Source organism: Streptomyces sp. 3MP-14, assembly GCF_006334905.2.
Lineage (GTDB): Bacteria > Actinomycetota > Actinomycetes > Streptomycetales > Streptomycetaceae > Streptomyces > Streptomyces triticirhizae.
Genome location: NZ_VDLZ02000004.1, coordinates 470,184 through 494,604 on the forward strand (window position 1 = coordinate 470,184; position 24,421 = coordinate 494,604).

The window sequence follows — 24,421 nt, forward strand, 5'->3', positions numbered from 1 at the left end:
AAAGCGCCGAGCGCTCTCCCTCCCGTCTGCCGGGCCCCGAAGGGGCGCGGCGCGGCCCGCCGAGGGATGTGGCCGGCCGAGGGATGTGGCCCCGCCCGCCCGCCACCGCCCCGCCGAGGGCGGGGGAACGGGCGGACGGGCGGGGCGACCGGTCAGGCCGTCGTGCGACGCACCCGGGCGTAGCGGACGGCCGCCGCGCCCGCCAGGGCGAGCGTTCCCGCTCCGGCCAGCAGCGCCAGCTGCTCGCCGCCCGCCCCGGTGGCGGCCAGCGCGCCGCCGTTGGCGCCGCCCTGCGGGCCGAGCCCGCCGGTGGCGCCGCCGGTGTCGTCGCCGCCGGAGGCACCCCCGTTGCCGTCCGGCAGCTGCGCGTCGTCGCTGAGCGCCAACACCACGGAGACCGGGTCGAGTTCCTCGCCCGCCTCGTAGAACCCGCCGAACGCCTGGGCGCCGTCGGCGGTCAGAGTCGCCGGCACGCCCTCCAGGGCGAGCACGTCGTCCTCAGGGTTCAACGCGTCGGCGGGAACGTCGAGTTCGGCGACGGTGATGTCGTCGTACTCGGCGACGTCGCCGGTCTCCCGGTCCTTGGACGAGACGTCGGCCACCAGCGCGGCCTCGGTGCCGTCGATCTGGACGCTCAGCTCGCTGAACCGCAGGTCGAGCGCGCCCTCGTGGCCGGTGAAGCGGACGCCGCCGGCGAAGTCGCTGGCCAGCGTGCCGGCCTCGGTGTCGAGCGCGCCGGTGGCGTCGGGGAAGCGGTAGCCGTCGGTCACCTCGGTGGCGCCGTCGAGGAGTTCGACCTCGCCGCTCGCGATGGGGCCGGTGACGTACTGGCGGAAGGACTCCTTGACGCCCCAGTCGAGCCGCCCGTCGACCACCTCGCCGGCCACGGCGTCACCGGGGTCGCCGGAGCCGGGGTCGGTGCCCGGGTCCTCGCCGGGGTCCGTGCCGGGGTCGGTGCCGGGGTCCGTTCCGGGGTCGGTGCCCGGGTCGGTGCCGCCGCTCGCGGGGGTGACCGTGAGGGTGGCCGGGTCCAGCTCGGTGCCCTCGGCGTACATCGGCGTGCCGTTGTACTCGAACGCGGTGGCGCCGTCGGCCGTCAGCGTGGCGGGTATGTCGGCGAAGACCAGCGCGCCGCCCTCGCCCTGCCCGGGCGCGACGCCGGTGAGGTCGAGGGCCGCGAACTCGACGTCGTCGGTCGTCTCGCCGGCGATGGTGACGTCGGCGAGGATGTGGCCCTGGGTGCCCTCGGTGACGACCTTCAGGTCGGCCAGCTTGAGGTCCAACTCGCCGTGGTGGCCGGTGAAGTGGACGCTGCCGTCGAAGGCCGAGTCCACGCCGTGGGTCGCCAGGTCGTAGCTGCCGCTGCCCCCGGTGAAGCGGTAGCCGTTCTCCGTCGCCTCGGCGCCGTTGGCGACCTCGGCCGAGCCGCCGGCGATCGGGCCGGTGATGTAACGGCGGAAGGACTCCTTGACGCCCCAGTCGAGCTGGCCGTCGGCCAGCTCGATGACCTGGGCCGGCGCGGCGTCTTCGGCGGCGGCCGGGCCGGCGAACGCGGTGACGCTCAGCACCGTGGCGCAGGCGACGGTCAGCAGCGAGGCGCCGGCGCGCGCCGCGCGGGCTGGACGGGTTCTGGTGGTCGTGCTCATGAGCGGGGTGTCTCCTCGTCGTTTCTGGAAGTCGCCGGTTCCTCGGCGGAGTTGGCCGAGGCGTCGGCGGGGTCGGCTGTGGGGGCGGCGCGGCGGTTGCGGCGCGTGAAGAGGTACGCGGCGGCGGCGAGCACCAGCAGGGCGCCCGCGCCGGTCGCGATGAGCGTGGGGGTGTTGTCGCCGCCGTCGTCGGCCTCGTCGGCCTCGGGTTCGGCGGTCGGCTCGGGGTCGGCCGCCGGCTCGGCGGGCGCGGTCGGCTCGGCGCCGAGGTCGGGCAGCGGCGGCAGTTCGGCGTCCTCGCTGACGGCGAGGGCCAGGGTCAACGGGTCCATCGCGGTGCCGGCGGGGTAGAGCCCGGCGAAGGCCGCCGCGCCCTCCTCGGTCAGTTCGGCGGGGACCTCGGAGAGCAGCACCAGGCCGTCCTCGGGGGCGAGTTCCTCGGCGGGGAAGGTGACCAGCGGCTGGTCGCTGGCGGCCTCCTCGCCGTCCCGCGTGATGTCGGCGAGGAGCGTTCCGGTGCCGTCGGCGACGGTGACGCGGACGGCGCCCAGGGTGAGGTCCAGGTCGTTGCCGGTGAAGCGGACGGTGCCTCCGAACTCGGCCTCGGCCGTGCCGGCTTCGGGGTCGGCGGTGCCCTCGGCGAGCGGGAAACGGAACAGCGCTCCGCCGTCCTGCGCGCCGTCGCTCAGCTCCCAGGAGCCCTCGGCGATGGGCCCGGTGACGTACTCGCGGAAGGTGCGGCGCACGCCCCAGTCCACGGCGGCGTCCGCGAGTTCGGTCTCGCCGGCGCCGGAGTCCTCCTCCGTTTCCTCGGGGGCCGACTCCTCGTCGTCCTCGGGGTTTCCGGAGTCCTCGGGCTCGGGCTCGGCCGGGTCCTGGCTGTCGGCGGTGAACGAGAGCGGGTCGAGCGGGTCGCCGGCCTGGTAGTAGCCGGCGAACGCGGTGGCGCCCTGCGCGGTCAGGCTGGTGGGGGCGCCGGTGACGGCGATCTGGGTGCCGCCGGTCAGGTCGATTCCGGTCAGGTCCACCGAGGCCAGCGGCACCTGGCTGCTCTCGGTGACGCGGCCCGTGCCGCGTTCCTTGGAGCGCATGTCCGCGTGGAGGGTGCCCGTCTGGCCCGATATCGACAGTGACGGGTTGCTGATGGTGAGGTCGAGTTCATAGCTGCCGTCATCCTGTTGATGGCCGACGAAGTGGACGCCGCCCTGGTAACTCGCGTTGAGCGCGCCGGTGTCGGGGTCGTAGCCGCCGTTGGCGGAGTGGAAGCGGAACTGGTTCTCGCCCACGGTGGCCGCGCCGCCGGACAGGCTCCAGCTGCCGCCTGCGATGGGGCCGGTGACATAGGTCTGGAAGGACGCCTTGATGCCCCAGTCCAACCGGCCGCCGGCGACGGGGCGTTCGGCGGCGGAGCGGCTCTCCGGTTGCCGTGCGGGGTGCCGTTCCGCCCCGGCGGCGTGGGCGGTGCCGGCGGCCAGCGGCGCGCACAGCGCGACCAGCGCGAGGGCCAGCGCCAGCGCCAGCACGGCGAAGAGGGGCGTCGGCGCGGCGCCGGCCCGGCGCCGGGACAGCGCAGGGGACGGCGCTGAAGACAGCACTCTGGGCAGCATCGAAGGTCCTCCCACGGCACCCGGGATCAGAAAGCCAGGTTAGGCTAACCTAAGCTAGCCCGGGCCCGGGGGGTACCCCTCGCCGCCCACCCGGGAGTTGGATCGGGCAACTCCCCTGAGAGCACACCAGAAAGGTGGAAGCGCGGTGGCTTCTCGCTCCGGACGACCACGCGCCAGGCTGACCGCCGCCCTGGCCCTCCCGCTGGCCCTCGCCCTGCTGTTGACCGGCTGCGGCGACTCCTCCGGCGGGGGCGGGGACGACGGCACCGGATCGGTTGCCGCCGAGACCGCCGACCGGGTCGAGCCGCTGGAGGGGCCGGCGCCGGAGCCTGCCCTGCCGACGACCGTCACCTCGGCCGACGGCGAGGAGGTGACGGTGACCTCGGTGGAGAAGGTGGTGCCCCTCTCCGGTTCGCTCTCCGAGTTGGTCTTCAGCCTGGGCCTGGGCGACCGGGTGGTGGCGCGGGACGTCTCGGCCACCTTCGAACAGGCCGCCGACCTGCCGGTGGTGACCAGGGGCCACGACGTCTCGGCCGAGGGGGTCCTCTCGATGCGGCCCGACCTGGTGCTGGCGGAGTCCACCACCGGTCCCGACGAGGCCATCGACCAGATCCGGGCGGCCGGGGTGCCGCTGGTGGTCCTCGACCCCGCGCTCGAACTCGACGACATCGAACGGCGGATCACCGCCGTCGCCGAGACGCTGGGCGTGCCGGAGGCCGGGCAGGCGCTCACGGCGCGCACCACCGAGCGGCTGGACGCGGTCCGCGCCGAGCTGCCGACGGACGGGGACCGGCCCCGGGTGGCGTTCCTCTATCTGCGGGGCAGCGCCTCGGTCTACCTGCTGGGCGGCGCCGAGTCGGGCGCGGTCTCGCTGATCGAGGCGGCGGGCGGCGTCGACGCGGGCTCGGAGTCCGGGCTGGACGGCGACTTCACGCCGATCACCAGCGAGGCGCTGGCCGCCGCCGCGCCGGACGTGATCCTGGTCATGACCAAGGGACTCGAGTCCGTTGGCGGCGTCGACGGGCTGGTCGAGATCCCCGGCATCGCCCAGACGCCGGCCGGGATGAACCGCCGGGTGGCCAGCGTCGACGACGGCGTGCTCCTCAACTACGGGCCGCGCACCGACCAGGTGTTGGCCTCGTTGGCCGAGCAGATCCACGCCGAGGAGCCGGCCGCGTGACCGCGCCGACCACGGCGGGGCGGGACGCGGAGCCGCAGGGGCCTGACGCGGCGTGGGAGTCTTCGGACCGCGCGTCGGGCGGGCGTCCGGCGGAGCCGGCGGGCGAGGAACGTGGCCCGCGCGGGCCGGGGCTGGGGCGGATCGCGCTGCTGACGCTGGGCCTCGTGGTGGCGCTGGTGGTGGTGGCGCTGGTCTCGGTCGCCACCGGCGCCTATGACATTCCGCTGGGCGATGTGATCAGCTCCGTGCTGCACCGGGCGGGCCTGGGCGGCGAGCCGCTGGACCGGGTCGGGGAGAGCGTGCTGTGGGACGCCCGGCTGCCGCGCGTGGTGTTGGCGGTGCTGGTGGGCGCGGCGCTGGGCTGCGCCGGGGCGTTGATGCAGGGCGTCTTCGGCAATCCGCTGGCCGAGCCGGGGGTGATCGGGATCTCCTCGGGCGCCGCGGTGGGCGCGGTCGCGGCGATCGCGTTCGGGCTGGACTTCCTGGGCAACTGGACGGTCACCGTCTTTGCGTTCGTGGCCGGCCTGGCCACGGTGTTGTTGGTCTATGTCCTTTCCCGATCGGACGGCCGCACGGAAGTGGTCACGTTGATCCTGACCGGGATCGCGGTAAACGCCTTCGCCGGCGCCCTGATCGGGATGTGCGTCTTCTTCGCCGACAACGCGCAGATCACCGGGATCACCTTCTGGCAGTTGGGCTCGCTCTCCCAGGCCACCTGGCCCAAGGTGCTGGCCGTGCTGCCCTGCGCGCTGGCGGGGCTGCTGATCGCGCCCTGGTACGCGCGCCGGCTCGACCTGCTGGCGCTGGGCGAACGCCCCGCCCGCCACCTGGGCGTCGACGTGGAGCGGCTGCGGGTGGTACTGATCCTGGTCACCGCGCTGCTGACCGCCTCGGCGGTGGCGATGGCCGGAATCATCACCTTCGTCGGGCTGTTGGTGCCGCATCTGCTGCGGATGGCGGCGGGTCCCGGACACCGGTTCCTGCTGCCGGGCAGCGCGTTGGGCGGCGCGCTGGTGCTGGTTTCGGCCGATCTGGTGGCGCGGACGGCGGCGCAGCCGGCGGAGCTGCCGCTGGGCGTGCTGACCGCGCTGATCGGCAGCCCGTTCTTCTTCTGGCTGCTGCGCAGGACCCGTCGGCGGCAGGGAGGTTGGGCGTGATCAGGTTCCAGGGGCTGCGCACCCGGACGGTGGAGCCGCCGCCCGCGCCCGCGCCGGGCGCGGTGCTGGCCGAGGCGGTGGGGCTCGCGGTGCGGCTCGGCGGGCGGCGGGTGCTGGACGGGGTGGACCTCGCGGTGCGCGCCGGGGAGGTGTTGACGCTGGTGGGGCCCAACGGGGCGGGGAAGTCCACGCTGTTGGCGGCGCTGGCCGCCGACCTGGCGCCGGCCGAGGGCGCCCTGCTGGTGGACGGGCGCCCGGCGGCCGACTGGGGCGCCCGCGAACTGGCGCTGCGCCGGGCGGTGTTGCCCCAGTCCTCGACGCTGTCGTTTCCGTTCACGGTGACCGAGGTGGTCCGGATGGGGCGGGCGCCGTGGGCGGGCACGGCGGCCGAGGACGAGGACGAGGCGGCGGTCGCCGACGCGATGGCAGCGACGGACGTGGTGGCCTTCGCCGACCGGCCGTTCAGCGCGCTCTCCGGCGGGGAGCGGGCCCGGGTGGCGCTGGCCCGGGTGTTGGCCCAGCGCACCGGGCTGCTGCTGCTCGACGAGCCGACCGCGGCGCTGGACCTGCGCCACCAGGAGCAGGTGATGCGGATCTGCCGGGAGCGGGCCGAGGCCGGGCGGGGCGTGGTGGTGGTCCTGCACGACCTGGGGCTCGCCGCCGCCTGGGCCGACCGGGCGGCGGTGCTGCACCGGGGGCGGCTGGCGGCGCTGGGGGCACCCGAAGAGGTGTTCACCGAGGGGCTGTTGAGCGAGGTCTACGGCCATCCGGTGCGGGTGCTGCTCGACCCGGACACCGAGGCGCCGCTGATCGTGCCCGAGCGCCCGGCGCGCGGGACGCCCTCGGGCGCCGGCGCCTGAGACCCGTTCGTGCGCGCCGTGGGGGATCGGCGCGCCGGCACATGAACGAGGCACCGGCGGGTGAACGGCGCGCGAGGCGCGCGTGCGGCGGCGGAAAGTTGTCGCGAACGGCGGGCAAACGGTCGTCGGATGCCCTAGCCTTTTCTGCGGCAAGGGCGCGCACTCACGGGGAGATGAGGACGCGCCTTCCGCTTGTCGCGGTCCGTTGTTGGTTGCTGTTGTGAGTCGTTCGCCGTTGTTAGCCACCGTTGGGCGTCGCGTGGGGTGCGCGCCGCCGGCCGTTCCGTTCGTTCCCGTTCCCGTTCACTTCGCTTTGCTTCGTTCGCTGGTCCGGTCCTTCGCGGTTCGCGGTTCGCGGTTCGCGGTTTGTCGTTCTGATTTGTCGTTCTGGTCTGTCGTTTCTGGTCTGTCGTGTCGGTTCGCTCGGCGTCACTCGCGTTCACCACTCGGGGGGGATATGCGCCATCCAGACATCTCACGCTCCGGAAGTGTCCGAAGACCGCAGGTCACCGGCCGGTGGCCGGGCGGGCGGCCGGGCGAGGCGCGGTGGTACGCGCCGGTGGCCGTCGCCGCCGACGCCGCCGGCGTGCTGGTCCCGGTGCTGCTCGTCTATCACCTGACCGGCCAGCCTCGGCCGTTGGCCGCCGCGGCGGTGGCCACCGTCGGCTGGCTCGCGTTACGCGCCGGTCACCGCCGCTACCGGCCCGGGCGGCTGGGCGAGAGCCGGGGGCTGCTGGCCTCGGCACACGACTGGCTGCTGTTGCTGGGCCTGTTGGCCGGACTGCGGGCCGTCCTCGGGGAGCACTCCGAGGTGTCGGCCGCCGCCCTCGCGCTGCTCCCGGCGCCGCTGGTGACCGGGCTGACCGCCGCCGCGCTGCACCGGCACCTCACCCGGCGGCGGCACCGCGCCGAGGCGGTGCGCCGGGTGCTGGTGGTCGGCGAGCCCGACGCCGTGGACGCGGTCGTCTCCCGGCTGGCGGCCGGCACTGACCACGCCTATGTCACCGTCGGCGCCGTGCTGTTGGGCCCGGGCGAACTCACCAGCGGCGTCCCGCCGTTGTCCCGGCTGCCCATCGAGCCGCCGGCCCACTGTCCCGAGGTGCCCGACCTGATCCCGGCCGGCACCGACGGCTCCGGGGTGCTCGCCGCCGCCCGCCGGCAGAGCGCCGACCTGGTGCTGCTGGTGCCCGGGACCCGGCTGGGCGGGGACCGGCTGCGGCGGCTGTGCTGGTCGGTGCAGGACGCGGGGCTCGCGCTCTGCGTGACCTCGGGGCTCACCGAGGTGGCCAGGCACCGGATCACGGTGGCCAGCGCCGCCGGCCTCAACCTCCTCCATGTCGCCCCGCCGCCCCGCCGGGGCGCGCCGCTGCTGTGGAAGGCGGCCACCGACCGGATCGTCGCCGCGCTGGCCCTGGTGGTGCTCGCCCCGCTGCTGGCGGCGCTGGCGCTGGCCGTGCGGCTGGACTCCCCCGGGCCCGTGCTCTACCGGCAGACCCGCATCGGGCACCGGGGAACGCCGTTCACCCTGTGGAAGTTCCGCACCATGGTGCCCGACGCCGACCGCCACCGGCCGGCCCTGGAGACGGTCAACGAGCACTGCGCCACGCCGCTGTTCAAGATCCGCCGGGACCCGAGGATCACCCGGATCGGCCGGCTGCTGCGCCGCACCTCGCTCGACGAACTGCCCCAGCTGGTCAACGTGGTGCGCGGCGAGATGGCCCTGGTGGGGCCGCGCCCGCCGCTGCCGGACGAGGTGGCCCGCTACGGCACGGTGGAGCTGCGCCGGCTGAGCGTGCGGCCCGGGCTGACCGGCCCCTGGCAGGTGAGCGGCCGCTCCGAGCTGTCCTGGGACGAGGGCCTGGCGCTCGACCTCGCCTACGCCGACAACTGGACGCTCACCGGCGATCTGGACGTGCTCGCCAGGACGGTCCGCGCGGTGGTCAGCGGCCGGGGCGCCTGGTGACGGCCGAGCGATGACGAAACGTTCACCCCTGGGGCGCCCCCGCCGGAGGCGGTCACGCCGCGCGCTGGGCGCGCCACCAGGCGTGGGTGTCGGCCAGCCCCTCGGGCAGCGGTATCGAGGGCGCGAAGCCCAGCGCGCGCAGCCGGGAGACGTCCAGCAGCTTGCGCGGGGTGCCGTCCGGGCGGCTGGTGTCCCAGGCGATCCGCCCCTCGTACCCGACGACCGAGGCGATCCGGTCGGCCAGCTCCGCGATCGACAGGTCCTCGCCGCAGCCCACGTTCAGCGCCAACTCGCCGTCGTAGGACTCCAGCAGCAGCCGGCAGGCCCGCGCCAGGTCCGCGCTGTGCAGGAACTCGCGGCGCGGCCGGCCGCTGCCCCACAGCGTCACCTCCGCGCGGTCCGCCCGGCGCGCCTCGTCGAACCGGCGGATCAGCGCGGGCAGCACATGGGCGGTCTCCGGGTCGAAGTTGTCCCTCGGGCCGTAGAGGTTGGTGGGCATGGCCGCGATATACGAGCGGCCGAACTGCCGTCGGTAGGAACGGACCTGGGATATCCCGGCGATCTTGGCCAGCGCGTAGGGCTCGTTGGTCGGCTCCAACGGGCCGGTCAGCAGCGCCTCCTCCGGGATCGGCTGGGGCGCCTCGCGCGGATAGATGCAGGAGGAGCCGAGGAAGAGCAGCCGGTCCACGTCGGCGGCGTGCGCGCCGGCGATCACGCTCAGCTGGATGCGGAGGTTGTCCTCAAGGAAGGGCACGGGCTGGCCGGCGTTGGCCATGATCCCGCCGACCCGGGCGGCGGCCAACACCACGGCGTCGGGCCGCACCTGGCGCAGGAAGGCCCCGGTGGCCTCCGCGTCCCGCAGGTCGAGCCGCTCCCTGGTGCGGGTGATCACCTCGTGGCCCGCCCCGGCCAGCTCCGCCGCGATGGCGGAGCCGGCGAGCCCTCGGTGGCCGGCCACGAAGATCCGCGCGTTCGGCGGCAACAGCGTCGTCGTCATGGAACCGGATTGTGCCAGCCGCCACTGACAGTCGCCTGCGGGGCACGGACGGTGGACGGGCGGCAGGCCATTCGGCATCACAAGGGAGAAGTTCGATGGGCAAGACCGCGCTGATCAGCGGGATCACCGGGCAGGACGGCTCGTATCTGGCCGAGCTGCTGCTGGCCAAGGGGTACACCGTGCACGGGTTGTTGCGCCGTTCCTCCTCGTTCAACACCGAGCGGATCGACCACATCTACCAGGGTCCCCAACACCCCGAGCGCACCCTGGTGTTGCACCACGCGGACCTGAGCGACGGCGTCGCGCTGGTCAACCTGCTGCGCGAGACGGAGCCCGACGAGGTCTACAACCTCGGCGCCCAGTCGCATGTGCGGGTCTCCTTCGACACCCCGCTCTACACCGCCGACACCACCGGGCTCGGCACCCTCAGGCTGCTGGAGGCGATCCGGGCCAGCGGCGTGGACACCCGGATCTACCAGGCGTCCTCCTCGGAGATGTTCGGCTCGACGCCGCCGCCGCAGAACGAGGACACGCCGTTCCACCCGCGCAGCCCCTATGGCTGCGCCAAGGTCTACGGCTACTGGTCGACCGTCAACTACCGTGAGGCGTACGGGATGTTCGCGGTCAACGGCATCCTCTTCAACCACGAGTCGCCGCGCCGGGGCGAGACCTTCGTGACCCGCAAGATCACCCGCGCCGTGGCCCGGATCGGCGCCGGCCTCCAGGACCGGCTCTACCTGGGGAACCTGGACGCGGTCCGGGACTGGGGCTACGCACCGGAGTACGTCGAGGCGATGTGGCTGATGCTCCAGCGCGACGAGCCGGACGACTATGTGGTGGCGACCGGCGTGCCGGCGACCGTCCGCGACTTCCTCCAGGCCGCGTTCGCCGCCGCCGGGCTCGAATGGGAGCGGTATGTCCGCTTCGACCCGAAGTACGAGCGGCCCAGCGAGGTGGACGCGCTGGTCGGCGACCCGGCGAAGGCCGGGCGGCTGCTGGGCTGGCGGCCGCGCACGCACTGGCGGGAGTTGGCCGAGCTGATGGTGGCGGCCGACCGCGAGGCGCTGGACGCCGAGCTGAGCGGCGCCACCGTGCGCATCGACAGATGAGGCGCCGACCGACGGCCAACGGCGCCGAGGGCCCGACGTTCCCAACGACCAGGACCGGCCCGGACGTTGGGCGGGGAGCCGATCCGGTGGGGCGCGCGTCCGATGGGTGGGCGGGATTCGTGCGCCGGTTTCACCACTGTGCGCCGACAACGTGCGCCCCTTTTCGGCGGTCCAGCCTCACGGTGCGTCAGCTGTGGGGATGCCGAGTGTCAGTGCCGTGAAGGAGTATGGGGGCCATCGGATGGACAGGGCTGTGGGCACTGCCGTCGAAGGGGAGGGGCCATGAGGCTCAGGGGAGTGTGGACGCGGCTGACGAGTCGTTCGCGGCCCTCGCGGCTGGCGTGGTTCGCGCGCACGACGCGCGGCGGTCGGGGCAGGGGCGGCGCGGCGCGGCACGCCAGGCGGCGATCGCGCCGGGCCGTGGGCGTGGCGGCCGTGTTGGCGCTGGGCGCCGGCCTGTTGGGGCAGGGCGCGGTCGGCGGCGGAGCGGGCGCGGTGACGCCCCCGTTGACGATGACCGCCGAGGACCTGCCGACGTGGCAGACCAACGGCATCGTGTACGCCCTGGCCGAGGCCGACGGCGTGGTCTACGCCGGCGGCACGTTCTCCACGGTCAGGCCGCCGGGCGCGGCGCCCGGCGCGCGGGAGCAGCCCGCGGTCAACTTCGTGGCGCTGGACGCCGCTTCGGGTGAGCCGCTGGCGGACTGCCAGCTGGCGTTCACCGTCGGCTCCGGCTCGGCCACGGTGCGGGCGCTCGCGGTCTCCCCCGACGGCTCCACCCTCTACGCCGGCGGCACCTTCGGCACGGTGGCCGGCTCGGGCGCCTCCAGCGTGGCCGCGTTCGAGCTGCCGAGCTGCGAGCGCAAGCCGTTCCCGGTCGCGGCCAACGGCATCGTGCGGGCCATCGCCGCCACCGACGAGACGGTGTATCTGGGCGGGGACTTCGGCCAGTTGAGCGGCCAGCCCCGGGCCAAGTTCGGCGCGGTGGACGCCGAGGGACGGCTGCTGGACTGGCGGGCCGACGCGGACGAGGCGGGCAAGGCCATCGCCCTCACCCCGGACGGCGAACGGGTCGTCCTCGGCGGGGACTTCTTCACGGTCAACGGCGCCGACTCGCACGCGCTGGCCGTGGTCGAGGCGGGCTCGGGCGCGCTGGTCCAGGGGTATCCGGAGGGCTTCATCGACCCGCGCTCCACCGTGCAGGCGCTCGACGTCGACGAGACCGGCTTCTACACGGGGAACGAGGGCACCGGCGGCGGCGTCTTCGACGGCCGGATCGCCCTGGACCTGGACACCCTCCAGGAGCGGTGGCGCGACACCTGCCTGGGCGCCACCCAGGCGGTCGCGGTCCACGGGGAGGTCCTCTACAGCGGCCACCACGCGCACGACTGCTCCAGCATGGGCGAGTTCCCCAACCAGCCCCGCTACCACCTCTTCGGGCAGGGCGTGGACGACCCGACGCTGCTGGGCTGGTTCCCCAACACCAACGACGGTCTCGGCGAGCAGCTGGGCCCGCGCGCGCTGGCCGTCAGCACCCAACACCCCTCGGACGGGCGGGACTTCCTCTGGGTGGGCGGCGGCTTCACCACGGTCAACGGGCAGCCCCAGTGGGGCCTGACCAGGTTCGCCACCGAGCCGGACACCGGCGCGCCGACCGTCCCCGAGACGCAGGTGGCCTCCACCTCCGAGGGCGAGGTCGAGCTGAGCTGGCGCGCCAGCCTGGACCTGGACGACTCGCTGCTGACCTACCGGGTCTACCGGGACGGCTCCGCCTCCCCGGTGCACACGGTGGACGCCTCCTCGGTGCCCTGGCGCCGCCCGCAGCTGCGGTACACGGACACCGACACCGCGCCCGGCCAGACCCACAGCTACCGGGTGACGGCCACCGACGGCGCGGGGAACGTCAGCGCCCTCTCGCCGCCGGTCACGGTCACCACGGCGAGCGGCGGACAGCCCTACGCGGGCGCGGTGTTGGCGGACGAGCCGCTGCTGTACTGGCGGTACGACGAGCCGGCGAACAACTTCGCCTCCGACGCCTCGGGCCACGACTCGGCCGGGGTGCACCGGGGCGGCCCGCAGCGCGGAGTGACGCCCCCTGCGGTGTCGGGCCCGGGCGCGGGCGCCATCGGGTACGACGGGGTGGACGACTACACCTACGGCGACGTCCGGTACGGCGGGATGCGGGAGTTCACCCTGGAGACGTGGTTCAGCACCACGACGACCAGGGGCGGCAAGCTGATCGGCCTGGGCGACCGCACGCTGGAGCCCTCCGCCAACCGGGACAACAACATCTATCTCCTCAACGACGGCCGGGTCGCGTTCGGCGTCTACGACGGCCGGTACCACACCGTCACCAGCCGGGAGAGCTACAACGACGGGGAGTGGCACCAGGTCGCGGCCTCCGTCGGACCGGCCGGGATGCGGCTGTATGTGGACGGCGAGCAGGTCGCGGCCGACACCTCGATCACCGCCAGCCGCGCCGTCAACGGATACTGGCGCACCGGCGGGGACAGCCTCCAGAGCTGGCCGGGCCGGCCCAGCAGCGACTACTACCAGGGCCGCCTCGACGAGACGGCCGTCTACGCACCGCAGCTGCCGGCGGCCAGGATCGCCGCGCACTACGCGGCGGCCTCGGTGCCGACCGACACGGTCACCCAGCTGACTCCCGAGGCCGACACCTATGTCAACGGCGCTGCGCCCTCGGCCGGTTACGGCACCCACCAGCAGTTGGCGGTGCGCGGCAGCAGCCCTTACGAGAGCTATCTCTCCTTCGAGCTGCCCAACGCCCCGGCCGGCACGGTGCTCAAGGACGCGGCGCTGCGGGTGCGGGTCAGCGACGACGCGGCGGCCGGCTCGACGGACGACTTCGCGGTGCGGCCCGTCGTCGGCGAGTGGTCGGAGGCGGACACCACCTATGCCAGCCGGCCCTCGCTGGGCGAGGAGCCACTGGGCACGCTGTCCGCGCCGGAGGCGACGGGCGGCACCTACACGGCGCGACTGGAGGTGGGTGCGATAGCCGAAGCGCTCGGCGGCGAGCTGGGCCTGGCGCTCACCGGCCAGGGCACCGACAGCCTCTGGCTGCGCGCCAGGGAGACCGGACAGGCCGCCGCCAGGCCCCAGTTGCTGCTGACCTTCGGGGCGCCGTGATGCCCGGGCGGGGCGGGTGGACCGCCGGGCGGGGCTGGATGACCGCCGGGCGGCGCGGGGCGGCGCCGGTGCCGCGCGCGCTGCCGGTGGCCCTGCTGGTGGCCCTGCTGGTGGCCCTGCTGATAGCGCTGACCGGCTGCGGTTCGGGCGACGACTCGGGCGGGGCGGACGGCTCGGGCGAGCGTTCCGCCGACGCGGGGCGGACGGCGGCTCCGTCGGAGTCCACCCCGCCGGAGGAGCCGGCCGAGCCGGCGGACGACGGGGTGCCGGACGAGACGCTGCCCGAGGAGGAGTTGGCGCCGCCCGACGGCGAGTTCACCGAGGAGCAGCGGGAGTTCCTGGTGGAGCGCGTGCCGTCGGGGGTCGACCCGGGGGCGGTGCTCGACCAGGGCACGGCCGCCTGCGAGCGGCTGGGCTATCTCTCCCGGCACGCCCCCGAGGCGATACCGGACGCCGTGGCGGAGGGCGAGATCCCCGAGGCGGAGGCGGCGATCGAGCATCTGTGCCCGGAGTACGCCGAGTTCCTCGCCCCCGCCGACTGACCAGCCGGCCAACCGGCCGGGGGCACGCCACGCCCCGGCCGGTTCCCCGCCCACCCACCCCGAGTCCGAAGGAGCAGCGTGCCCCGACTACCGATAGCCGTGGTGATCCCCACCAAGAACGAGGCGGCCAACATCGTCTCCACGGTGCGCTCGGTCATCGCCCACTTCGCGGCCGTGGTGGTCGTGGACTCCGACAGCACCGACGCCACGCGGGAGTTGGCCAAGGCCGAGGGCGCCGAGGTCATCGGCTACACCTGGGACGGGGGCTACCCGAAGAAGAAGCAGTGGTGCCTGGACCGGGTGCGCACCGACCTCGACTGGGTGCTGTTCCTGGACGGCGACGAGACGCCCAGCGGGGAGCTGCTCGCCGAGCTGCGGCGGATCTTCCTGGACGGCCGAACGGTGCGGCCCGCCGCGTTCGACATCCCGCTGGGGTACTGGTTCGCGGGGCGTCGGCTGCGGCACGGCCACACCATCGTCAAGCGCGCGCTGCTGGACCGCACCCGGGCGCGGTTCCCCGAGCCGGACGACCTGGCCGCGCCGGGGATGGGCGAACAGGAGGGCCACTACCAGCCGTTGGCCGACCCGGTGTACCGGCTGCGGGCCACCATCGAACACCGCGACCTGGACCCGGTGCGCACCTGGTTCGAGCGGCACAACCGCTACTCGGACTGGGAGGCGTGGCTGGAGTGCCACCCGGAGGTGCGCGAACAGATCAGGTTGGCCAAGACGCGGCAGGGCCAGCTGTTCCACCGGGCGCCGCTGAAGCCGCTGCTCTCCTTCGGGTACGCGTACCTGTTCCGCCGGGGCTTCCTGGACGGCCGCGCCGGCCTGGACTACGCGCTGGCGATGAGCTTCTACCGCTGGCAGATAGCCCTGAAGTCCCGCGAACTCCGTGTCGCCGAAGGCGACACGGAGCGGGACCCCGCCTGACGGCGGAGCCGCGAGGCCGTCCCGGCCTCGCGGCCGGAACGGCGGGGACACCCGCCCACGGCGGGCAGCGCCCGGGTGCCTGCGGCGGGCCGGGCGGGATCGGCCGGTTCGGCGGCAGCCGGCCGGGCGGCCGCCCCGGCCCGGAAGGCCCCGGAAGGCCCCCGGGCGCCCCGCGCCGCGCCGCCGCTGCGGGCCGCGCCCGTCAGCGGGCGCGGCCCGGCCCGTTCCGTGCGGCAAGCACCCGGGCGTAGATGTCGGCCAGCCGGTCAACGACCGCCTCCAGGGTGAACGCGTCCCGCGCCAGGGCCCACGCGGCCTCGGAGGCCGCCGCGCGGGCGGCGGGTTCGAGGAGTTCGAGGACGGCCCGGCCGACGGCCGGCCCGTTCGCCTCGGCGCGGGCCGGGACCACCCGGCCCGCGCCCGCCCCGGCCACGTCGGCGGCCAGCCCGTTCGTCTCCGTGACGACCACCGGCGTGCCCACCGACATCGCCTCCAGCACCGACAGCGGGAACGCGTCCTGCGTGGACGGCAGCACCAGCGCGTGCGCCGAGCGCAGCGCCGCCAGCACCTCGGGCCCGTCCAGCGCGCCCACCACGTCGAGCGCCCCGCGCACCCCCAACTCCTCGGCCAGCGCGAGGGTTTCGGCCAGCGCCCCGGTGTCGGGCCCGGCCAGCACGAAGCGCGCGTCCGGGTGCCGGGCCAGCACCGTGGGCATCGCGCCGACGAAGTCCCCAGGCCGTTTCCCGGCCTGGACCCGCGCCAGATACAGCAGCCGGGGCGGCCCGGCGGGCGCGGGGGCGCGTTCCCGCGCGGGCACGCCGTTGACCAGCCGGTGCGCCGGCGCGATCGGCGCCGGCGCCACCACGGCGGCGGTCTCGCGCCGTTCGCGCTCCGTCAGATACAGCACCGCGTCCGCGCGGCGCAGGACGCGCCGCACGCCCAGCCGGTCGACGAGCCGCGCGACGCGGTTCTCGGTCGGGTCGACCATGCCGTGGGTCTGCAACACCAGCGGCGTGCCGGCCCGCAGCGCGAGCAGCGCCACCGGCAGGGTCACCAGGTCCCGCATCAGGTGCACATGCACCACGTCCGCCGACCGCACATAGCCGTAGGCCCTGGCGAGCAGCGCCGGCGAGGTGATCCCGCTGACCTCGAACCGGGGCAGCACATGCCGCGCCCGGAAGAGCCGCACCCGCGCGCCCTCGACGGCGCGCGGCAGCGGCCCGGCCGGGAACTCGTCCCCGAGCGCCAACAGCGTGGCGCGTTCCCCCCGTTCGGCGAGCCCCCGGCACAGCCCCAGGGCCACCCGGGTCGGCCCGCCGAACGCGTGGCTGGGGGTGTGCAGGGTCACCGCGTGTAACACCCGCACCGGCGGCTCACATCCGGTCGGGCGCGGCGATGCCCAGCAGGTCGAGGCCCTGGGCGAGGGTGGCGCGGGTCAGCTCGCAGAGCGCCAGCCGGTTGGCCCGCACCTCGGGCGCGACGCCCTTGAGCACCGGGCAGGACTCGTAGAAGGTGGTGAACGCCTTCGCCAACCCGTAGAGGTAGCCGGCCAGTTGGTGCGGCTCCAGGGTGGTGGCCACCTCGGTCAGGGCGCGCCCGAAGCCGTCCAGCGCCAGGCCCAGCGCGTGTTCGGCCGGCTCCAGCGCCAGCTCCGGGTGGAACGCGGCGCCCGGCCCCTCGCCGTCCTCGGCCCGCCGCAGGATGGAGGCGATCCGGGTGTGGGTGTACTGGAGGTAGACGCCGGTCTGCCCGTTGAAGGAGACCATCCGGGCCGCGTCGAAGCTGTAGTCCCTGGTCCGCGAGGTGGACAGCTCCGCGTACTTGACCGCGCCGATGCTGGCGATCCGGGCGACCTCGGCGAGTTCGTCCTGGTCGAGGCCCGGGTCCTTCTCCGCGACGACCTGCCGGGCCGCCGCCAGCGCGTCGTCGAGCAGGTCGGCGAGCCGCACCGTGCCGCCGGCGCGGGTCTTGAACGGCCGGCCGTCCGGGCCGTTGATGGTGCCGTTGGCGGCGTGCACGGCCTCGATGGAGTCGGTCAGCCAGCCCGCCCTGCGCGCGGTCCGGAAGAGCATGGCGAAGTGCTGCGACTGCCGGGCGTCGACCACATAGATCAGCCGGGTCCCGCCGTAGTCGCGGATGCTGCGCCGGATGGTCGCCAGGTCGGTCGCGGCGTAGCCGAAGCCGCCGTCGGACTTGCGGACCAGCATCGGCACCGGCCGGTCCTCGGGCCCCTTGATGTCGTCGAAGAAGACGACCTTGGCGCCCTCGCTGTCCTCCAGGATGCCCTTCTCGGTCAGCTCGTCGACCACGTCGTTGAGCCAGGGGTTGTAGAACGACTCGCCGGCCGTGTCCTCCGGGGTGAGCAGCACGCCCAGCCGCTCGTAGATCTGCTGGAAGGCGGTCTCGGACTCGGCGACGATCTCCTTCCAGATGGCGATGGTCTCGGCGTCGCCGCCCTGGAGGGCGACGACCCGCCGCTGGGACCGCTCCTTGAACGCCGGGTCGGCGTCGAACACGGCGCGGGCCGTCCGGTACAGCTCGTCCAGCGCGGAGACCGCGCCGCCCGTTCCGGCCCGCATGACGTCCTCGTCCTTGCTGCGCCAACTGGCTTCCGGGTGTTCGAGGATGTACTGGATCAGCATCCCGAACTGGGTGCCCCAGTCGCCGATGTGGTTCTGCCGGACGACCCGGGCGCCGAGGAAGCCGAGCACCCGCACCAGGGCGTCGCCGATCAGCGTGGACCGGAGGTGGCCGACGTGCATCTCCTTGGCGACGTTGGGCGCCGAGTAGTCGACGACGGCGGTCTCGTCGGCCTGCGAGGCGGGCACGCCGAGCCGGGGCGCCGTCAGCCGGACGGCGAGCCGGTCCAGGAGGGCGGCGTCGGTGAGGTCGATGTTGAGGAACCCGGGCCCCGACACCTCCACGGAGCCGATGAACGGGGCGTGCTCCACCAGGTGGTCACGGAGGGTTCCGGCCAGTTCACGCGGGTTGCGGCCGAGGCGCTTGGCCATGGAGAGCGCCACGTTGGCCTGGAAGTCCGCGTGGTCCGAGGGGCGGACGAGCGGGTCCGCCGAGGCCAGTTCGGCCGGCAGCGCCTGCTCCATCGCCGCGGAGACCGCGGCGGCCACCTCGTCGGCCAACGGCCGTACCTGATCCACCATCGTCTGTGTACTTCTTCCCCGGGAGTCGTTCCGCGCCGCACGCGGGCGCCCGCCTGTGTTGTCGTTGGCTGTGCCTGCCCGGCATCGCCTCGCCTTGGCCGGCCCGGCTCTGCCTCTTCTAGCATGGCAGGCCCGGAGGGCCGGCTCGCACCCATATACCCACCGCGCCCTGCCGTCGGGTGCCCCCGGCCGGCGGTCAGTCGGCGCCGAGCGCGCGTTGCATCAGCAGGGTGTCCACCCAGCGGCCGTGCTTGTGGCCCACCTCGGCCAGCCGCCCGACCTCCTGGAAGCCGTGCCGGCGGTGCAGCGCGGCCGAGGCCGGCACCCCGGTGTCGGCGATCACGGCCACCATCTGCCGGGCGCCGGCCCGGGCGGCCCCGGCCAGCACGCCCGCCAGCAGCGCGCCGCCGAGGCCGCGCCCGGTGTGGCCTGGCGCGAGGTAGAGGGAGTCCTCGACGGTGTGCCGGTAGGCGGGCTTGGGCCGCCAGGCCCCGGCGTAGGCGTAGCCGACGACCGTGCCGGCGTCCTCGGCGACCAGGAACGGCAGCCCGCGCCCGGTGATCTCCCGGTGTCGCTCCCGCCAGGCCGCCTCGTCGGGCACGACCTCCTCGAAGGTGGCCACGGTGTGCGTCACATAGTGGGCGTAGATCTCCGCGACCGCCGCGAGGTCGGCGACGGCGGCCGGTCGGACGGCGCCGCCCGGGGCGGTTGGCTGATCCATGAACGGGAGCGTACCGAGCGCGTCCGGCGGGCCGTTCACCGGCCTTGGACCGGCCGCCACCAGGGTGGATAAGCAACCTATATAAGTCATCGATCTACCCGGTGGTAGATTCGCGGCCATGGCCACCACGCCCGAGGACGAGCAGCCGGCGCAGCCGCGGGAGCCGGCGCAACGGGAGCTGGACGCCGGGGAGTTGACGCGGGTGCTCGGGGAGTTCACCCGCGCGTCCATCCGGCTGCCGGGCACGGAGCGGCACAGCTTCACCACGCTCTCCGTGCTGCACACGCTGACCCACCGGGGCCCGCTGCGGCTGAGCACGCTCACCGAGAACGAGCAGATCACCCAGCCCGCCGTCACCCAGCTCGTCGGCCGGCTGGAGCGGGAGGGCCTGGTGGAACGGCGCCCCGACCCCGGCGACGGGCGGGCCGTGCTGGTCGCGGTGACCCCGGCCGGGGCCCGGATCACCCGGGCCCGTCACCGGGACCGGGTCCGCCGGCTGGCCCGGCTCACCACCGAGGGGCTGAGCGCCGAGGAACGCCGCGCCATCGACGCGGCCCTGCCCGCCCTCGCCCATCTGGCCACGCTGATGACCGCCGAACGGGAGGAACGCCGGCGGCGCGGCGACGGCCGTTGACCGGCCGCCGTCCCGCACGGAGCGGGCGCCGAGACGCAGCTCCGGCCGGTCAGAAGGCTCCGGTGCGGAGGCCACGGCGGTGCCGAGCAGGGGGCGCGGCGGCGGTGAAACGGATGCTGGTGCCGGGGCCGGTCAGCGTGACGGCCCGGCGGGCATCCGGTAGTTCCTCCAGCTTCCAGTCCGTCACGGGCAGATGACTCCAACCCCGCACCTCCAGCCGTTCGACCGCACCATAGACCGTCTGCTCCTCATAGGAGTCGAACCCTTGCTCCCGCCATTCGGCGGGCGCGTCCTCGGGGAGGCCTGGGTGCCGGGCGGACACGACCACCGAGCGGTCGCGTTCGTCGAGATGGACGGAGGTGATGCCGGTGTCAGCCATCGCAACAACCAATCAGAGCAGAAGCGTTCGGATCAGAGGCGTCCGTAGAACGCCCCGTCGGTCGGGTCGGGCAGGCGGGTGCCGAGAAGGTGCCGGTCCACCGCGCCCACGTACAGGTGCGGCCCGCCCTCGCGATAGGCCAGGAGATGCCCGACGGCCAACGACGCGTTGCAGCTGAACCGCAGCGCCTCCACCCCGTCGTGGCGTCCGGTGACCGCGATCCGCCGCTCGGCGGCGGGCCCGACCGGCTCGACGCCGAGATCGACCGCCCGCCCCACCGGCCAACCGGAGAACCGCACCTCCGCCACGTCCAGACAGCGGAGTTGACACTGGAACCGGTCGCAACCGGCCGCCGACCACTCCGGCTCCGGCCGGTCGGGGAACGTCGGAAGGTCCAGCCGCAGCAGCAGCGTCGGCCCGTCCCGCTCCAGCCGCACCGAGCGGAGAACCACTCCGTTCAGCGACGGCGGCGCACCGTAGTAGCGGGCGAGCGGCTCCCGGTCGATCAGCAGCTCAGCCCAGGTCGGGGTCATAGTAGTAGTGCTCCTCACAGCCCGGAATCTGGCCGTTGCGCTGGTCCTCCCACGGCCTGACGTGCACGTGGGGCGGCTGGTCGCCCACCCCGTTGGGGTCACCGTACTGGTGGCCCGTGTGGTGGTCCTGGAACACGACCATCTCGTCGCGGTTGTTGAGGTGGACCTCCTCGTGGAACATGACCGGCTGGTAGTTCTCGTCGAGGATCTGCTTGCCCTGCGGCGTCGTGGCCGGCGTCAGCCGGACATCCAGCGGCTCGGCCCCGTCCGGCACTCCCGCGTCCCGCAGCGCCTGCTCCCGGGCCGCCGCCCGGCAGGGGGTGAGACCCAACGGGTCGGTCCAACTGTGCGGGTTGCGCGGGTAGGTGTAGGCGTTGGGCGCGGGGTCGAGGCCCAGCGGGTCGGGGCTGGTGAACCGGGAGATCTCCGGGTCGTAGTGGCGGTAGTGGTTGTAGTGCCAACCAGTCTCGTCGTCGGCGTACTGGCCGGGGAAGCGCAGCGGGCAGTCGACGCCGGTGCCGACGGTGCGCCCCCAGAGGGTGCTGGTCGAGCGCCAGGCGGTCTCGCCCTCCTCGTCCACCAGATGGGTCGGCGTCCCCACCAGGTCGGTGATGATCGCCCAGAAGCGGGTGTCGGTGTCGGGGTCCCCGTCCCCGCCCCCGTGCGGCCCGGAGGCGCCGTCCGCCGGCTTGCCCAGGCCGGTCGCCGCGGTGGCCGTGGCCGTACCGCCGCCACCGGCGGCGTCCCGAGTCGGCCACGCGGCGGCCGAGCCCGCGACCCGGCGGGCCTGGGTGAGGGGGCGGTGCGCGAAGTGGTTCCAGGTGAGGACGACGGGGCGCGCCTCGGCACCGTGCCCGTCGTCGACCGAGACCTGTTCGGCCAGCGTGGGCCCGTCCCAGACGAACTCCACGCGCCGCTCGCTCGAACCGTCGGCCGCCACCCGCCACTTGCTGACCCGTCGGCCCAACGGGTCGTAGCCGTAGCGCCAGCTGGCGCCGTCCGGCCCCACGACGCCGACCAGGCGGTCCTCCGCGTCCCAGACGTAGCGCCAGGTCCTGACCTGACCCGAGAGGGTCCGCACGCGACGCTCCACGGTGCGGCCGGCCTCGTCGTAGGCGTAGCGCACCCGGCCGGCCGAGGTGACGCGGGTGCCTTCGTACGACCGGGGGCCGCAGGCATCGCTGTCGACGGGGGCGCCGGTCCAGGACGCCGAGGTCTGGTTCCCCTCCGGGTCGTAGGCGTAAGCCTCCTCCCACTCCGGGGTCTGGACACCCAGGGGACGGCCCAGCGGGTCCAGTTCGTAGCGCGTGGTGCCCGCTTCCTGGTCGTGGACCGCCAGCAGGTGGTTGTCGGCACGCCAGTCGTAGGCGCGGCCCTGGAGCTGGCGTTCGCCGTGCCACAGCCGCTGCTCGGTGAGGTGGCCGGCGGGGTCCCACGCCTGGGTGAGGGTGAGCGCGTCGCCCAGCCCGCGCCTCGTCTCCCGCCCCTCCGCGTCGTGGTCGAAGCTGAGGACTCGACCCGAGGTGGTCAGCGTGGACGGGGTGCCCGCCTCGGAGTAGGTCCAGAGGCTGACCACACCCGAGGGGGTCGTGCGAGCGGTGCGCCGGCCCAGCGCGTCATAGCTGTGGCGGACCGTGCGGCCGGCAAGGCTCTCGGCGACGACCCGGCCCAACGCGTCGCGTTCCAGCAGCAGTTCGGCGGCCTCCGCCTCCGTCTCGCCCGCCCGGTGGGCGCGGACGAGCCGGCCGGCCGGGTCGTAGGCGAACCGGGTGAGGTCGCCGTCCGCGTCCTTCTCGACGATTCGGCCCAGCACGTCGCGGGTCAGGGTGATGACCTGGCCCAGGGCGTTGGTGCGAGAGACGCGCTGCCCCGCCGCGTCGTAGGCGTAGGCGACCGTGCGGCCGTCGAAGTCCGTCTCCTGGAGCACGCGGCCGGCAGGGTCCCGCAGATACTCCCAGGTGAGGCCCTGTGCGTTGGTCACGCGGCGGATGCGGCTCTCCGTGTCGCGCTCGAAGGTGTAACGGGTGCCGTCGGGGCGGATCTCCGCCACCGGCAGGTCGAACGCGCCGTGTTCGTACGCGGTGACGCCGCCGGCGGCGTCGGTGTGGGACAGGCAGTTGCCCTCGGCGTCCCAGGTCCAGCTCCGGACCGCGCCGTTGGGGTCGGTGTGCCGCGTCGGGCGGCCCTCGGGGGTCCACTCCCAGGTGCTGACCGCGCCGGTGGGGCCGACGATCCGGGTGAGGCGGCCCAGCGCGTCGCGCTCGTAGCGGGTGGTGCCGCCGCTCGCCTCGGTCACGGCCGCCGGCAGACCTGCGGGATCGACCGCGATCCGGGTAGCCGCGCCGAGGGCGTCGACGACCTCGACGAGCGCGCCACCGTCCGAGTAGCGGAAGCGGGTGACGGCGCCGGCCGGGTCGACGGCGGCGGTGCGGTTGCCCGCCGCGTCGAACTCGTAGCGCCAACGGCTGCCGTCCGCCTGGGCGATGGCCGTGGGCTTGCCGAACTCGCTGTAGGCGATGGCGATCTCCCGGCCGTCGGGCCGAAGGACCGAGACCGGGTTCCCCTGGTCGTCGTAGGTGTAGCGGGTGGTGCGGCCCAACGGATCGGTGACGGTGAGGGCGCGGTCGTAGCGGTCCCACTCCCGGGTGGAGGCCTGGCCCAACGGGTCGGTGTGGGCGTTGAGTTGGTAGCTGTCGTTGAACTGGTAGACCGAGTCGTGGCCAAGTGAGTCGGTGACGACCGTGCGGTGGGTCTCCTCGTCGTAGGCGTAGCGGTACTCCAGGGCCCGGTCGGTGCCGGTGGTATAGACGCAGCGGCCCTGCTCGTCGTAGGCGTAGGAGTACCAGTAGCCGTTGCGGTCCTCCCAGCGGGACATCCGCGCGTGCTCGTCATAGGAGAACTTCAGGGGCCGGCCTGAGGAGTTGGTGATCTCGGCCAGCAGCCCGGCGGTGTCGTAGGCGTAGGTCAGCAGAGTCGGCTCGTCCGGGTCGCTGAGCAGGGTCAGCGCGGTGACCCGACCGTCTGTGGTGGTGATGCCGAGGTGGTAGCCGCCGGAGTGGTGGATGTCGGTCGGCGCGCCGGTGTTGTCATAGGCGAGTTGGATGCGGTTGTTGTTGCGGTCGGTGATCGCAATGAGGGGCAGCTCACTGCCGGGGCGGCCCTCCACGGGCGCGAAGTGCGACGTCTGCCCCGACGCCGGCTGGTGCACGCTCATCGGCGCCAGCGGCTGGCCGTCCCAGGACAGCGACCAACGCGGCCCCTCCACCGGAAACACCGGCTCACCCGGGATCGGGCGCGGATACAGCAACGTCATCCCATCGGCGGTGAACAACCGCGCCCCATGCTCGTCCAGGACGAGGCGCTGGTCCAGGGTGGACGCCCACGACGAGCCGAACCAACGCCCAGCACGGTAGGACGAGATGTGATGCCGCTCGACCACCAGCGGCAGCACGCCCGGCAGTTCGACATCCGTCGCCGACATCAACAGCTCGCCGGTGGCGACGTCCACCGGGTCACCACAGGCGTTCCGCCCGTTCATCGGGATACCGTCGCCCCGGGTCCGCCGGCCCAGCCGCAACGCGCCCTGCCGCAACCCCCGCAGACCCGTCGAGGCCAGGCCCTTCAGCCCGCGCGCCAGTCCGCCCAGGGTGGTCAGGCCCTTCATGCCCGGAATGCAGTCCAATGCCGCGAACGCGACATCGAGCAGACCCGCCTCACCCTTCGCATACTTGATCAACGTGTCCGCGAGCACGACCAGGGCGGCGGCCAACACCACCCAGGCCAACGGCCCACCGATGATCATCACCACGATGCCGAGGACGGCGACGATCACCTTGCAGACCTCGACAATGG

At 74.1% G+C, this 24,421-nt stretch carries 18 protein-coding genes; 9 read left to right on the forward strand and 9 right to left on the reverse strand.

The features are described 5' to 3' along the window. Positions 1-152 precede the first annotated feature (152 nt). Entirely contained in the window at positions 153-1,646 is a 1,494-nt protein-coding gene (locus FH609_RS08850) for an HtaA domain-containing protein (protein WP_139666309.1), read from the reverse strand. Then, the gene (locus tag FH609_RS08855; protein WP_139666308.1) at positions 1,643-3,253 is read right to left on the reverse strand and encodes an HtaA domain-containing protein; all 1,611 of its coding nucleotides are present in this window, start codon (positions 3,251-3,253) and stop codon (positions 1,643-1,645) included. Before FH609_RS08855 ends, FH609_RS08850 begins: the two co-directional genes overlap by 4 nt. A 145-nt stretch (positions 3,254-3,398) precedes the next feature. On the opposite strand from FH609_RS08855, the gene FH609_RS08860 reads away from it, so the two are divergent. The 4 genes from FH609_RS08860 (at position 3,399) to FH609_RS08875 (ending at position 8,413) form a co-directional block, all read left to right on the forward strand. Beyond that, positions 3,399-4,433, forward strand: coding sequence for a heme/hemin ABC transporter substrate-binding protein (locus FH609_RS08860; RefSeq protein ID WP_139666307.1), 1,035 nt, complete (start codon positions 3,399-3,401; stop codon positions 4,431-4,433). Continuing rightward, the gene (locus tag FH609_RS08865) at positions 4,430-5,590 is read left to right on the forward strand and encodes a FecCD family ABC transporter permease (RefSeq protein ID WP_139666306.1); all 1,161 of its coding nucleotides are present in this window, start codon (positions 4,430-4,432) and stop codon (positions 5,588-5,590) included. The genes FH609_RS08860 and FH609_RS08865 overlap by 4 nt, the downstream gene beginning before the upstream one ends. After that, positions 5,587-6,450, forward strand: coding sequence for a heme ABC transporter ATP-binding protein (locus tag FH609_RS08870; RefSeq protein WP_193317796.1), 864 nt, complete (start codon positions 5,587-5,589; stop codon positions 6,448-6,450). Before FH609_RS08865 ends, FH609_RS08870 begins: the two co-directional genes overlap by 4 nt. A gap of 559 nt (positions 6,451-7,009) precedes the next feature. After that, positions 7,010-8,413, forward strand: coding sequence for an exopolysaccharide biosynthesis polyprenyl glycosylphosphotransferase (locus tag FH609_RS08875; RefSeq protein WP_226961505.1), 1,404 nt, complete (start codon positions 7,010-7,012; stop codon positions 8,411-8,413). Between the two features lie 52 nt (positions 8,414-8,465). Here the strand turns inward: FH609_RS08875 and FH609_RS08880 are convergent, their stop codons facing one another. Beyond that, positions 8,466-9,410 (reverse strand): GDP-L-fucose synthase family protein, encoded by a 945-nt coding sequence (locus FH609_RS08880; RefSeq protein WP_139666303.1) that lies wholly within the window; start codon positions 9,408-9,410, stop codon positions 8,466-8,468. Positions 9,411-9,505: 95 nt separating this feature from the next. Here FH609_RS08880 and gmd point away from each other — a divergent pair, with 95 nt between their 5' ends. The 4 genes from gmd to FH609_RS08900 all read left to right on the forward strand — a co-directional run bounded on the left by gmd (position 9,506) and on the right by FH609_RS08900 (position 15,141). After that, entirely contained in the window at positions 9,506-10,519 is a 1,014-nt protein-coding gene (gmd, locus tag FH609_RS08885) for a GDP-mannose 4,6-dehydratase (RefSeq protein WP_139666302.1), read from the forward strand. A 282-nt stretch (positions 10,520-10,801) separates the two neighbouring features. Further along, entirely contained in the window at positions 10,802-13,666 is a 2,865-nt protein-coding gene (locus tag FH609_RS08890) for a DNRLRE domain-containing protein (RefSeq protein ID WP_193317795.1), read from the forward strand. Between the two features lie 38 nt (positions 13,667-13,704). Continuing rightward, positions 13,705-14,208: a hypothetical protein gene (locus FH609_RS08895; protein WP_139666301.1), complete on the forward strand. Its 504-nt coding sequence runs from the start codon at positions 13,705-13,707 to the stop codon at positions 14,206-14,208. Positions 14,209-14,286: 78 nt separating this feature from the next. Then, positions 14,287-15,141 carry a glycosyltransferase family 2 protein gene (locus tag FH609_RS08900; protein WP_139666300.1) on the forward strand — a complete coding sequence of 285 codons (855 nt, stop codon included), beginning with the start codon at positions 14,287-14,289 and terminating at the stop codon, positions 15,139-15,141. Positions 15,142-15,343: 202 nt separating this feature from the next. Here FH609_RS08900 and FH609_RS08905 read toward each other — a convergent pair whose 3' ends face one another. The 3 genes from FH609_RS08905 to FH609_RS08915 all read right to left on the reverse strand — a co-directional run bounded on the left by FH609_RS08905 (position 15,344) and on the right by FH609_RS08915 (position 19,023). Then, complete coding sequence (locus FH609_RS08905; protein ID WP_139666299.1) at positions 15,344-16,507, reverse strand: glycosyltransferase; 1,164 nt, start codon at positions 16,505-16,507, stop codon at positions 15,344-15,346. A gap of 7 nt (positions 16,508-16,514) precedes the next feature. Continuing rightward, positions 16,515-18,302, reverse strand: coding sequence for an arginine--tRNA ligase (argS, locus tag FH609_RS08910; RefSeq protein ID WP_139666298.1), 1,788 nt, complete (start codon positions 18,300-18,302; stop codon positions 16,515-16,517). A gap of 196 nt (positions 18,303-18,498) precedes the next feature. Further along, positions 18,499-19,023, reverse strand: a complete 525-nt coding sequence (locus FH609_RS08915; RefSeq protein WP_139666297.1) for a GNAT family N-acetyltransferase — start codon at positions 19,021-19,023, stop codon at positions 18,499-18,501. 118 nt (positions 19,024-19,141) lie between these two features. On the opposite strand from FH609_RS08915, the gene FH609_RS08920 reads away from it, so the two are divergent. Then, a complete protein-coding gene (locus FH609_RS08920) occupies positions 19,142-19,657 on the forward strand; it encodes a MarR family winged helix-turn-helix transcriptional regulator (RefSeq protein ID WP_139666296.1) in 516 nt (171 codons plus the stop codon). A 49-nt stretch (positions 19,658-19,706) separates the two neighbouring features. Here FH609_RS08920 and FH609_RS08925 read toward each other — a convergent pair whose 3' ends face one another. The 3 genes from FH609_RS08925 to FH609_RS08935 all read right to left on the reverse strand — a co-directional run. Then, complete coding sequence (locus FH609_RS08925; protein ID WP_139666295.1) at positions 19,707-20,036, reverse strand: hypothetical protein; 330 nt, start codon at positions 20,034-20,036, stop codon at positions 19,707-19,709. 32 nt (positions 20,037-20,068) lie between these two features. Next, positions 20,069-20,569, reverse strand: a complete 501-nt coding sequence (locus FH609_RS08930) for an Imm50 family immunity protein (RefSeq protein WP_139666294.1) — start codon at positions 20,567-20,569, stop codon at positions 20,069-20,071. Then, positions 20,550-24,421: RHS repeat-associated core domain-containing protein (locus FH609_RS08935; protein WP_139666293.1), on the reverse strand; the 3,872-nt coding region annotated here is incomplete at its 5' end. The genes FH609_RS08930 and FH609_RS08935, both read right to left, overlap by 20 nt.

What these genes read in the sequence shown, in the direction of transcription:
- FH609_RS08850 (WP_139666309.1), bottom strand. Translation starts at nt 1,646, where the DNA reads ATGAGCACGACCACCAGAACCCGTCCAGCCCGCGCGGCGCGCGCCGGC.
- FH609_RS08855 (WP_139666308.1), bottom strand. Translation starts at nt 3,253, where the DNA reads ATGCTGCCCAGAGTGCTGTCTTCAGCGCCGTCCCCTGCGCTGTCCCGG.
- FH609_RS08880 (WP_139666303.1), bottom strand. Translation starts at nt 9,410, where the DNA reads ATGACGACGACGCTGTTGCCGCCGAACGCGCGGATCTTCGTGGCCGGC.
- gmd (WP_139666302.1), top strand. Translation starts at nt 9,506, where the DNA reads ATGGGCAAGACCGCGCTGATCAGCGGGATCACCGGGCAGGACGGCTCG.
- FH609_RS08890 (WP_193317795.1), top strand. Translation starts at nt 10,802, where the DNA reads ATGAGGCTCAGGGGAGTGTGGACGCGGCTGACGAGTCGTTCGCGGCCC.
- FH609_RS08895 (WP_139666301.1), top strand. Translation starts at nt 13,705, where the DNA reads ATGACCGCCGGGCGGCGCGGGGCGGCGCCGGTGCCGCGCGCGCTGCCG.
- argS (WP_139666298.1), bottom strand. Translation starts at nt 18,302, where the DNA reads ATGGTGGATCAGGTACGGCCGTTGGCCGACGAGGTGGCCGCCGCGGTC.
- FH609_RS08915 (WP_139666297.1), bottom strand. Translation starts at nt 19,023, where the DNA reads ATGGATCAGCCAACCGCCCCGGGCGGCGCCGTCCGACCGGCCGCCGTC.
- FH609_RS08920 (WP_139666296.1), top strand. Translation starts at nt 19,142, where the DNA reads ATGGCCACCACGCCCGAGGACGAGCAGCCGGCGCAGCCGCGGGAGCCG.
- FH609_RS08925 (WP_139666295.1), bottom strand. Translation starts at nt 20,036, where the DNA reads ATGGCTGACACCGGCATCACCTCCGTCCATCTCGACGAACGCGACCGC.
- FH609_RS08930 (WP_139666294.1), bottom strand. Translation starts at nt 20,569, where the DNA reads ATGACCCCGACCTGGGCTGAGCTGCTGATCGACCGGGAGCCGCTCGCC.